Raw genomic sequence first — 11902 nt, forward strand, 5'->3', positions numbered from 1 at the left:
CTGGGCGGGTTGAAAACCTGTCCCAATGGGCGGGTTGAACACCCGCCCCGACGGGGAAAACCCATCCTAACTGGGCGGGTTGAACACCCGCCCCGACGGGGAAAACCTATTCTAACTGGGCGGGTTGAGAACCTGTCCCAATGGGCGGGTTGAACACCCGCCCCGACGGGGAAAACCTATTCTAACTGGGCGGGTTGAAAACCTATCCCAATGGGCAGGTTGAACACCCGCCCCGACGGGGAAAACCCATTCTAACTGGGCGGGTTGAACACCCGCCCCGACGGGGAAAACCTATTCTAACTGGGCGGGTTGAACACCCGCCCCTACGGGGAAAACCTATTCTAACTGGGCGGGTTGAACACCCGCCCCTACGGGGAAAACCTATTCTAACTGGGCGGGTTGAGAACTCAATCCTTTCCGGCACACGCTCACGTATGTTATGACGTGGCCGGAACCAGCTCTGCTGCTGGTGTACCGGATAACAACTGCTCGGCGGCTGCAATCTGCTCGCGATCACCGATCAAACCTAGTAGATCACCAGCCTGGAAAACTGTACTCGACTTTGGGTTAGCGATCAACTGCTGATTCCGGATCAATGCGATCACCGAAGCGCCGGTACGGGCACGGATATTGGCTTCGGCCAACGTTTGCCCCACAATCGGACTCTGTTCACTCACCAAACGCCAGGCAATCTCGATCCCACGGGCAGCGCGTACCATCTGATCGAGCGCCTGATGTTCAGCATCAGATGACACCGTGGTATCATATTCATCACGGCGTACTGCATCGGTATAGCCCTGCACCTGTGTCGCCGGATACCCCAGACAAAGCAGCGTGTGCCGCATCACCTCCAGGCCACCCTCTAGCTCTGGGTGAATGACATCGTGCGCACCGAGATGCAAGAGACGCCCGACGCCTTTCGTGGTTGCTGCACGGGCGATAATCGGTAAGTTGGGCGCGATCTTACGCGCAGCAGCCACCACCATTTCTGTCGCCGTCTCATCCGGCAGGGTCACAACCAGCGCTCGTGCCCGTTCCAACCCAGCGTGAATTAACACATCAGAATTGGCAGCATCACCGAAGAGCGTTGGTATACCACGGGCATTAAACTCCGCTGCCCGACCAGAATCGATCTCGATCACCAGCCGCGGAACCCCTAACCGCTCTAAGACATTGACAATGTGCTGTCCTACCCGACCATAGCCAACCACCACCACGTGACCTTCGCGGGGCAACTCAAGATCGGCAGGTTGGAGCGGATGTTGATCAAAACGTTCCCAGAGCCGTGGTGACATTCGCTGCATCACGCGCTCAACAGTTTTTATCGAGCGAAACATCAACGGATTGACCATGATCGAGAGCAGTGATCCGGCCAGAATCAGCGAATATTGTTCGGTGGTTAGCAGACCAAGCGTCACGCCAGCTTGACCAAGGATAAACGAAAACTCGCCGATCTGACTAAGACCGGCTGCCACGATCAGCATGGTACGGCCACTAGCCGGCAGAACGAACCCCAACAACTGTGTGAAAAAGGACTTGCCAAGCACAATTAAGGCAGTAAGCGCCAACACTTGACCTGCATTTGCCCAGAGGTAAACCGGATTGACGATCATTCCTACCGAAACAAAAAAGATAACGGCAAATGTCTCACGGAACGGCAACACATCATCACCGATCTGATGGCTGAACTGCGTTTCATTCAACACCACACCGGCCAGGAACGCCCCTAACGCCAGCGACACATCAAAAAACGCTGCGGCGCCAAAGGCTGTACCGAGGGCAATCGCCACCGCAGCCAGAATAAACAACTCACGTGAACGAGTTGCAACAATTACGTCAAGTAACTTCGGTAAGAGTCGTCTGCCGATAAACAACACCACCGTGACAAAGAGAGCAACCTTCAGTAATGACAGGATAGCCGACCACAACGATTGCTCGTTGTGTCCACCAAACAAGATGGGTAGCATCACCAGAATAAGCACCGTTGCCAAATCTTCCATTACCAGCCAACCCACTGCGATCCGGCCGGCGGTGGTACTTAACAGACCGTTATCCATCAACCCGCGTAACAGCACCACTGTACTGGCAATGGAAATTGACAGGCCCAACATCAACCCAGACAACGGCGCCCACCCCCAAAGCTGGCTGAGTGCAAATCCCAGGCCGGTCGCAATCGCCATTTGTAACATTGCACCCGGCAGTGCTACCTGACGCACATCCCATAAATCTTTTAGCGAAAAATGTAACCCTACTCCAAACATCAAAAAGATCACACCAATCTCAGCAAGTTGGCGAATATCTTCAACATCACCGACAAACCCCGGCGTAAATGGGCCGATTGCCATTCCGGCTAGCAAATAGCCTACAATCGTTGGCAGGCCGATTTGCCGTGCCAGCAGGCCACCGACAAACGCTACGACTAACGCAATTGCCAGATTTGCCAGCAGCGAAATCTCGTGATGCATCGTTTAGCTCCACAACATACAGACTCAAAAAAGGTGAAATAATCGCTGATATTGTTCACTGACAAGGGGAACAAAAAGGCCTACGCAACCAGGCGTAGAGATGATAGATACTTCAATAATAAGGAATTGTACGTAGACTGTCAAAATGACAGAGCGAAGCATAAGTTAAGTACCTCACCTTCCCCCTAGCCCCCTTCCTCTCCCATTTGGGAGAGGAAGGGGGAGGTGGGGGGATAACCACTGCCAAGGGAACGTTGAGCATCACTCCTGATAGGTCATCTACCAGGGTACGCGGGCCTCCGGCCCGCATCCGGTAGTATTCCCCTGGGTACGCGGGCCTCCGGCCCGCATCCGGTAGCGTTGCCCCGGGTACGCGGGCCTCCAGCCCGCATCCGGTAGCGTTGCCCCGGGTACGCGGGCCTCCGGCCAGCATCCGGTAGTATTCCCCAGGGTACGCGGGCCTCCGGCCCGCATCCGGTAGTATTCCCCAGGGTACGCGGGCCTCCGGCCCGTATCCGGTAGTATTCCCCAGGGTACGCGGGCCTCCGGCCCGCATCCGGTAGTATTCCCCAGGGTACGCGGGCCTCCGGCCTGCCTCCGGTGGCGTTGCCCGGGGTGCGCGGGACCCCTAACCATCCCAGCAAAACATTTCAGCGAATCTATAACAGTGATATATTATTGTTATCACCGGCAGATTAGTGCGACGCATCACAACAATCTGATAGTTCGTGCTATAATCGCTTTACCACAAGATGGAATGACCTTCCGTTGCACGGTTACAACCGAAGGAGAAGAACAATGACCAACAGTTTTGGCGCCCGCTCGACCCTCACAGTCGGCGACCGCACCTACGAAATCTACCGACTTGACGCGCTGACTGCCCACGGCGTCAATCTTGCTCGTCTACCCTATTCGTTGCGTATTCTGCTCGAAAACCTCCTCCGTCACGAAGATGGGCGTACCGTCACCGCCGATGACATTCTGGCACTGGCCAACTGGCAGTCCCAGGCCGAACCCGAGCGCGAAGTTGCATTTATGCCGGCGCGGGTGATTCTGCAAGACTTCACCGGCGTGCCGTGCGTGGTTGATTTAGCGGCAATGCGTGATGCAATGGCCGCGTTGGGTGGCGATCCACGTCGGATCAATCCGTTACAACCGGTTGAGCTGGTGATCGACCACTCGGTGCAGGTTGATGCGTATGGCTCAGAAGCTGCACTATTGATCAACAAAGACCTCGAATTTCAGCGCAACGTCGAACGCTACGCCTTCTTGCGCTGGGGGCAAACTGCGTTCGATAATTTTAAGGTTGTGCCGCCCGGCAACGGTATCGTTCATCAGGTCAATCTGGAATACCTGGCTCGTGTGGTATTTACCAGCGACGAAAATCCACGGGCGAGCGGGCCGGTGCAGGCCTACCCCGACACGCTGGTCGGTACCGACTCTCACACGACGATGATCAACGGTCTGGGCGTGCTCGGCTGGGGGGTCGGTGGTATCGAAGCTGAGGCTGCCATGCTCGGTCAGCCACTCTCGATGTTGATCCCACAGGTGGTTGGCTTCAAACTGACCGGACGCCTCCGCGAGGGGGCGACTGCCACCGATCTAGTGCTAACCGTGACCCAGATGCTGCGTAAGCTAGGGGTGGTTGGGAAGTTTGTTGAGTTCTTCGGCCCTGGTCTGGCGAATCTGCCGCTGGCTGACCGCGCTACAATTGCGAATATGGCGCCAGAGTATGGTGCAACCTGTGGTATCTTCCCGATTGATGAAGAGACGCTGCGCTATCTGCGCTTCTCTGGGCGCAGCGAAGAGCGGGTTGCGCTGGTCGAGGCCTACTTCAAAGAGCAGGGTCTCTTCCACGATGAGCATACGCCGGAAGCCGAGTACTCGACCATTCTTGAACTTGATCTGGGCACAGTCGAACCAAGCGTGGCCGGTCCGAAGCGACCTGAGGGTCGGGTGCCGCTGTATGATGTCAATCGTACCTTCCACCTGGCCGTACCATCGATCATTAACCCATCACAGCCCGATACGGCGCTCTCGGCGGCTGATTTTGCGGCAACAGCGGTTGCAGTCCCCAGTACCGATTACAAACTCCACCACGGTTCGGTTGTTATCGCCGCCATCACATCTTGCACCAACACTTCTAACCCGTCGGTGATGGTTGCAGCCGGTCTCCTTGCCAAAAAAGCTGTCGAAGCCGGTTTGACAGTGAAGCCGTGGGTGAAGACCTCACTCGCTCCTGGCTCAAAGGTTGTTACCGAGTATCTGACGAACGCTGGCCTGCTGCCCTACCTCGAAGCTCTCCGCTTCCACGTTGTTGGCTACGGCTGCACCACCTGTATCGGCAACTCTGGGCCACTGGCACCTGAGATCAGCCAGACGATTGAACAGGCTGGTCTGGTAGCAGTCTCTGTACTTTCGGGCAACCGTAACTTCGAGGGTCGTGTGCAGCAAGATGTAAAAGCGAACTACCTGATGTCGCCGCCCCTGGTTGTAGCTTACGCCATTGCCGGTCGAATCGATATCGATCTGGATAAAGAACCGCTTGGGATCGGAAAAGACGGCAAACCCGTCTACCTGCGCGACATCTGGCCGTCGCAAGCCGAAGTGCAGCAGACGATCGAAACGGCGATCCAGTCGGATATGTACCGCCGTTCGTATGCCAGCGTGTTTGTTGGCGATGAACGGTGGGAAAACATTCCAGTACCGGCAGGTGATCGTTTTGCCTGGGATCCGCAGAGTACGTATGTGCGCCGTCCCCCCTACTTCGACCGGATGAGTCCAACGCCGCCTGAGCGGGTTGCCGAGATTCACGGGGCACGGGTGCTGGCCTTTCTGGGTGATAGTATCACGACCGACCATATCAGCCCGGCCGGAAGCATCAAAGTCAACTCACCTGCTGGCAAGTACTTGATCGAGCACGGCGTTGCACCCGCCGATTTCAACAGCTACGGCGCCCGTCGTGGCAACCACGAGGTCATGGTGCGCGGCACATTCGCCAATGTGCGGCTGCGCAATAAACTGGCGCCGGGTACGGAGGGCGGCTTTACAACCTACCTGCCCACCGGCGAAGTAATGACCATCTACGATGCAGCGATGCGCTATCAGGCCGACGGTACACCGCTGATCGTGATTGCCGGGAAAGAATACGGCAATGGTTCGTCACGTGACTGGGCTGCGAAAGGCCCCTACCTCCAGGGCGTCAAGGCAGTGATCGCCGAGAGTTTCGAGCGCATCCATCGCTCGAATCTGGTGGGTATGGGGATTGTGCCGTTGCAATTTATGCCGGGAGAAAATGCGGCCAGTCTCGGTCTGACCGGTCATGAGGTGTACGACGTGATTGGTCTGGCCGATGCAATCGCCAGTGGCTTCGCTCAGGGTCGCGTGCTGACGGTACGTGCGACCGCCGACGATGGAACAGTGCGCGAGTTCCAGACTCGTGTGCGCATTGACACACCGCAAGAGATCGAATACTACCGCCATGGCGGTATCTTGCAATATGTGCTGCGACAGTTGCTGGCCGAAGATAAGCAAGGCTAAGCAGCCTGGGGATACGGGCCGCGGGTTCGTGTGCGATAGGTTTCCTCCGTCCCGACCGGTGCGGTGACGGGGAATCATTGTCAGTAGTAGGGGCACAGCGTCGCTGTGCCCCTCCGACGTATCAGGTACCGATCAGCGTACACCTTCCAACCGATCTTCGAGATCGGCATAAATCTCGCGCAACTGCGCGAGCGTCTCTTCATCGGCCTGCCAGAAGCCACGTTCATGGGCTTCTAGCAATCGCCCGGCAATCCCGGCAGTGGCATGGGGGTTGAGGTTCGCCAACCGTTCACGCATCACCGGATCGAGCAGATACGTCTCAGCAACGCCCTGGTAAATCCAGCCTTCGACTGCCTGGGCCGTGGCACTCCAGCCGTAGGTGTTACTGACCCGAATTTCGATCTCGTGGACACCCTCGTAGCCATGCTTGAGCATCCCTTCGTACCATTTCGGGTTGAGTAGTTTGGCTCGGCTTTCCAATCGTACAACTTGTTCCAATGAACGTACTCGACTTGCACCTGGTGCCACCAGCTCGGCCACCTCACCCATCAACGCCGTCGGGCGCTCGCCGCGCACCTTCTCTACGCTCTTGGTCAGACCACCGAGATATTCGTAGTAATGATCAATGTCGCTAATTCCGTTTTCCACACTATCGATGTTCTGGAACGTCACACTGACCGTAGCCAGTACCCGCTCCATGAGCGCTCGCGCTTCACGCCATTCACCACCTGGCTGGAGTGCAAAACTCTTGCGGGTGATAAACGCCTCAGCCAGTTGCGTATCCTCTTCCCAGGTACTGCTCTCGACCAGATGGTTGACATTCGCACCGTAGCTTCCAGAAGCGTTAGAGAAGACACGGGTCGCAGCCGCTTCCACGCTCAAACCCAATTCGCTGGCCTGGGCCAGCGCGTGGGCACGCACGAAGTTCTGGGTCGGCGGTTCATCAGCCGTAGCCGCCATGCGGATCGCCCGATCAAGCAGCACCGCCTGAGCCGCAAAGAGATCGCGGAAGATACCACTGACCGTCAGCACAACATCGATCCGAGGCCGACCCAATTCAGCAAGCGGAATCAACTCGACCGTCGTAATTCGTCCCAGTTCGTCAGCAACTGCTCTGGCGCCGATCAGCGCCAGAGCCTGTGCAATCCCCTCGCCCTCCGTCTTAATGTTGTCGGTGCCCCACAGTACCATGGCCACCGTTTCTGGATACGTACCCTGCTCGGCACGGATTCGCTCGAGCAGCTCGTCGGCAACAGCCATACCAGCCGAGGCAGCCGCCGGGGTCGGAATGTGGAAGGGATCAAACGCATGGATGTTTCGACCGGTCGGGACGACCGCCGGATTCCGTACTACGTCACTGCCTGGCGAAGGGAGAACATAGCCGCCATTGAGTGCCCGTAAGAGACTGCTCACTTCACGTTCGGTTGTCATGCGGCGCTGAATGTCAAGTAAATAGTTCCACAACGGCGTGAGGAGATCGGGCTGGATATTGACATAGCGCTGTAAAGCCTGGTCGGCGGCCCGCCCAGAACCAGCCTCAACCAGGGCTGTGATAGCGGCACGGCAAATCTCCTCGATCTGACGGTAATGCTGCTGCGCTGTTGGATCATCGCGCAACCGAACGGTAAGTGCAGCGTAGTCAACCCCCAATGCTCGCCCGACAATCACTGGCAACGGATCCAGCGGTGTCTGATCGGGGCCACGCGGCACGCGAGCGAACATCGCGATCAGGGTGAGAGTGTCAATCTGTTCGGCAGCTTGAGGTGGCTCACCAAGGACATGCAGACCAACCGGGATCATCCGCTGTTCTACCTGTAGCAGTTCATGGCCTAACGCCGCAACATACGCATCGCCCTCGCCTGCGACATTCAGATTGAGCGCTTCAGCCTGAGCACGCAGATCGGCCAGCAGTGTCGGATCGGGCTGTGCATGATAGCGGTCAATGCTGTCTTTGAGCGCACGCAGGCCTTTGTACAGACCGGCTTGCTGAACTGGCGGCACCAGATAGCTGATCAACGTCGCCATCCCGCGGCGGCGAGCAATACTGCCTTCACTTGGGTTATTGACGCAATAGTAGTAAAAGTTGGGTAAGCCACCGAGCAGGCGTAGCGGCCAGCAACGGGCGCTTAACCCAGCCTGTTTGCCGGGCATAAATTCGAGTGCGCCGTGCGTGCCGAAATGTAACACTGCGTGGGCCTTGAAAACGTGGCGTAACCAGACATAGTACGCAGCAAAACCGTGATGCGGCGCGGCATCCTTGCTCATCAGCAGACGAATTGGGTCACGTTCGTAGCCAAAACTCGGTTGTAAACCCACAAACACATTCCCAAACTGTCGCCCCAGAATATGCAGCCGTTTCCCGTCATTAAGCAACTCGCCAGGCGCTGGCCCCCAGTATGGTTCAATATCAACATAATCTGGGAAGAGCCGACGGTACGCTTCGACCGGTAACGAATCGGCGACATTCCCGCTCGTGCCGTAGAGCAACGCATTTCCCTCCACAACCAGACGGCGCAGATCATCGGCACTTGCCGGTAATTCGACAGTATATCCGGCTGCGTACAACGCCTGCATCAACCGAAATACACTGGTAAAGACATCGAGATAGGCAGCAGTGCCGGCATTGCCCAGGTTGGGCGGGAAATTAAACAGCGTGATCGCAATCCTGCGTTCGGCAGGCGGTGTACGACGTAGCGCAACACGGGCTGCAATGCGCTCGGCAGCCAGCTCAATTTCAGCCGGTAATGGCGTTATCGTTTCCTGATCGCGCTGCATACCACCGATCACTAGCGGATCGGTTGCACCGTCAAGTTCGGGCAGTGACACATTCAAAGCGAGTTGGAAAGGCGCGATTCCTCGATCATCGGCCTGCCACTGTTCGATCCGTTGAAAAACGAGTGGGAAGAGATCAAGTATCGGCGTATCGAGCTGGTCAAGTACAGCGCTAGCCTGTTCAGGATCGGTACTGGCCGGCCCACCAACCAGCGCAAAGCCGGTTGTATTGACCAGCAGATCAACATCGGCTGAAGATGCTCGCCCACGACGCTGTGCTGCATTGGTAAAGAATTGCTCCACTGTAGGCCGCATGTCAAGGGTCGGGCTATATGCTGCTCGTACCTCGATCCCACGGGCTTCGAGCGCACGGATCAATGCGTCGAGATGAGCGCGATTCCCCGACAGCGCGAAGGGTCGCATTGTCAATAGCCCAACCGTACCGTTAGGAAATGCCTGTCGTTGCTTACGTCGCCAGGCCCGATACGTCGCCAAATCGGCAAAAGGTTCCGGCGCTGCCGGGTGAAAGATACCTGAATCAGGGATAGCTTGCGGATCGAGTACCGGCAGCTTACCCTTATACCCTGGCACATACCGCTCGATGAACATCAGCAACAAACGACGCAGATTTTCCGGCGAACTGGCTGCCCAGAACTGATGGGCAGTGACATATGTATGAATATCGCGTGCTTTACCGGGTAAAAACTTCAGCATCTTGCTCAGGCCACGCACTAGCGACATCTGGCGTTGAATCTCGCCATGGCCGTGCTTTGGCTGAAACTGACTAAGCCACTGGCGAAAGGCACTCGGTTGCGACTCTGGCTTGGGACGCAGATCAAACTTCCCGATCCGGGTCTGGCGGATCAGCGACGGACTACTCATAATCATACAGACCGGACATGACGCCGAAGCAAGAATGTCGCTCAATGGACGCACATACTCCTCGCCGAAGAGCATCGAGCCAAAGACAAAATCGGCTCGGGCCACGGCGTGAGCCAGTCGTTCCCAATCGGCGGTGGTGTGCATATCGGGTGGCGTGAAATAGTCAATCGCCAGCCGTAGCCCGTATTCGCGCTCGATGCTCGCTGCTGCCTGCCGCAACGCAGGAGCATTGTTCGATTCAATACATAAAAACACGAAGCGCATAGCCGATCTCCTTGCAGTTTGTCGCCCGAATTACATCACATTATATGATACGTCATTATAGATATATTGTCTCAATTCGTAAAGATTCCGCATGTAGAAGGAGGGAAGTAGGTGAAGATTTGGCAACCAGACCTGTTCAGTAGAGATGGAAGGTGAAAGATGAGATGCTACACCCCTACATATCGCCTGTGTTTCGGTCATTTTGCGGTATAATTTCAAAGCATCCACTTGACAGCACGTCAGGGATGATGTATAGTTGTGATTGAAAAGGTTGTAAGTAAAACAATGCCGAACACAACTATTACCGCACGGAGTAGCAAGAAAGAGACCCTCCCAGATGCTCTGTTGCTATTCGCTAAATAGCGACAATCCCTTCTCTCCCATGGTGACATGTTATTTCTTGCTGCTCGCGACGTTCACCGGCTGAGTTTAGAAAAGGAGGTGGTGCGTTCACAGCAGATGAACCCAACAAGGAAGCAGGTAGATTGACGGTTTTTTGTTCGTGATGTCAGATTCTCGTTGTCATACTGTTGTCATGGTAGACACAGTCTAAGGAGTACAACCGTGAGTGCAATGAAGCGTGCATTAATTGCTCTGTTCCTCACCGCAGCCATGATGCTAGCGGCATGTGGCTCGAATCAACAGACTACCCAACCAACTGCTGCTCCGGCTGAGCAGCCGACCACTGCTCCCGCTGCGCAACCGACTACCGCTCCTGCTGCGCAACAGGTTACCATCCGTATCTGGCACCAGTGGGATGGTGCTTATCTGACGGCAATTGAGCAAGCGTTCCGCGATTACGAAGCCTCGCACCCCAACGTCAAGATTGACCTCTCGAAGCCTGAAGATGTCAGCAATGCGCTGAACGTTGCCATTCCGGCTGGTGAGGGTCCCGACATTATCGGCTGGGCCAACGACCAGATCGGTCAGCAGGCGTTGGTCGGTAATATTGTCGCGCTCAACGACTACGGGATCACCGAAGATTTCTTGCGCAGCACCTACGAGCCGGCGGCTGTGAACGGTGTTGTCTGGCAGGGTAAGATTTGGGCATTGCCAGAGACCCAAGAAGGTATTGCCCTGATCTACAACAAGGCAGTCATTGGCAATATGAAGCTGCCGACCAGCCTTGACGAGTTGTTGCAGATGGCCAAAGATTTCCGTGCGGCCAACCCTGACAAGACGCTCGTTTGCAATCAGGGCTTCGGCGGTAATGATGCCTATCACGTTGCACCGATCTACTTTGGCTACGGCGTACCGAGCTATGTTGATGATGAAGGAAAGGTGTACGTCAACACCCCCGAGATGATCAAGGGTGGTGAGTGGCTGGCCGAGATGAGCAAGGTCTCGTTCAGCGAGCAGAGCTACGACATCTGCAAGGCAGCGTTAGCCGAGGGCAAAGCTGCGATGTGGTGGACCGGCCCGTGGGCTATCGCCGGTATTGAGCAGGATGGTGTTGACTACGGGATTCTGCCGCTGGGCAAGCCGTTTGTCGGTATTAAGACGCTGATGTTGACCCGCAATGCGGTCGAGCGTGGCAACGCCGAGGTCGCACTGGATATTATGAAGTATTTCACCAGTGCTGAGGTGCAGGCGAAGCTGGCGTTAACGAACAAGACGGTGCCGGCTGCTACAGCAGCCTTGAAGAATCCAGAGGTAGCAGCTCTACCGACCCTGGCCGGTTTCGGTGCGGCGCTCAACCAGGGTGTACCGATGGCAAATACCCCCTACGCCTCAGCGCAGTGGGGCCCGGTCGGTGAGGCGAGCGTTGCAATCTGGACCGGTGCGCAGACTCCGGCTGAAGCCCTGGCAGCAGCCCAGAAGGCGATTGAAGATGCGATCAAGCAGATGAAGTAGCGGTATTGAGGCGAGCAACGCAGCTTGTTTCGCTCTGGTCGTTAACATCGCTGAATACGGTGAGCCGGACGTACAGTCCGGCTCACGCACACTACCTGTCGCGCCGGTCAGGCGCCCGGTAGCCA

The 11902-nt window shown here is 56.3% G+C and carries 3 protein-coding genes and 1 pseudogene; 2 read left to right on the forward strand and 2 right to left on the reverse strand.

What is annotated here, in order from left to right; translation table 11 throughout:
• Window positions 1-437 precede the first annotated feature (437 nt).
• Window positions 438-2465, reverse strand: a complete 2028-nt coding sequence (locus QTO31_RS08905; protein ID WP_301428816.1) for a cation:proton antiporter — start codon at window positions 2463-2465, stop codon at window positions 438-440.
• Window positions 2466-3263: 798 nt separating this feature from the next.
• Here QTO31_RS08905 and acnA point away from each other — a divergent pair.
• On the forward strand, window positions 3264-6005 hold the full coding sequence (gene acnA, locus QTO31_RS08910) for an aconitate hydratase AcnA (protein WP_301428817.1): 2742 nt from the start codon (window positions 3264-3266) through the stop codon (window positions 6003-6005).
• A gap of 132 nt (window positions 6006-6137) precedes the next feature.
• Here acnA and QTO31_RS08915 read toward each other — a convergent pair.
• Window positions 6138-9929, reverse strand: a pseudogene (locus tag QTO31_RS08915) (magnesium chelatase subunit H); the annotation flags it as partial.
• Between the two features lie 567 nt (window positions 9930-10496).
• Here QTO31_RS08915 and QTO31_RS08920 point away from each other — a divergent pair.
• Entirely contained in the window at window positions 10497-11777 is a 1281-nt protein-coding gene (locus QTO31_RS08920; RefSeq protein WP_301429455.1) for an extracellular solute-binding protein, read from the forward strand.
• Window positions 11778-11902 lie beyond the last annotated feature (125 nt).

The organism is Chloroflexus sp. MS-CIW-1 (assembly GCF_030444705.1).
Lineage (GTDB): Bacteria > Chloroflexota > Chloroflexia > Chloroflexales > Chloroflexaceae > Chloroflexus.

Excerpts from the sequence above, each read along its gene's own strand:
- QTO31_RS08905 (WP_301428816.1), bottom strand. The coding sequence starts at position 2,465 with ATGCATCACGAGATTTCGCTGCTGGCAAATCTGGCAATTGCGTTAGTC.
- acnA (WP_301428817.1), top strand. The coding sequence starts at position 3,264 with ATGACCAACAGTTTTGGCGCCCGCTCGACCCTCACAGTCGGCGACCGC.
- QTO31_RS08920 (WP_301429455.1), top strand. The coding sequence starts at position 10,497 with ATGAAGCGTGCATTAATTGCTCTGTTCCTCACCGCAGCCATGATGCTA.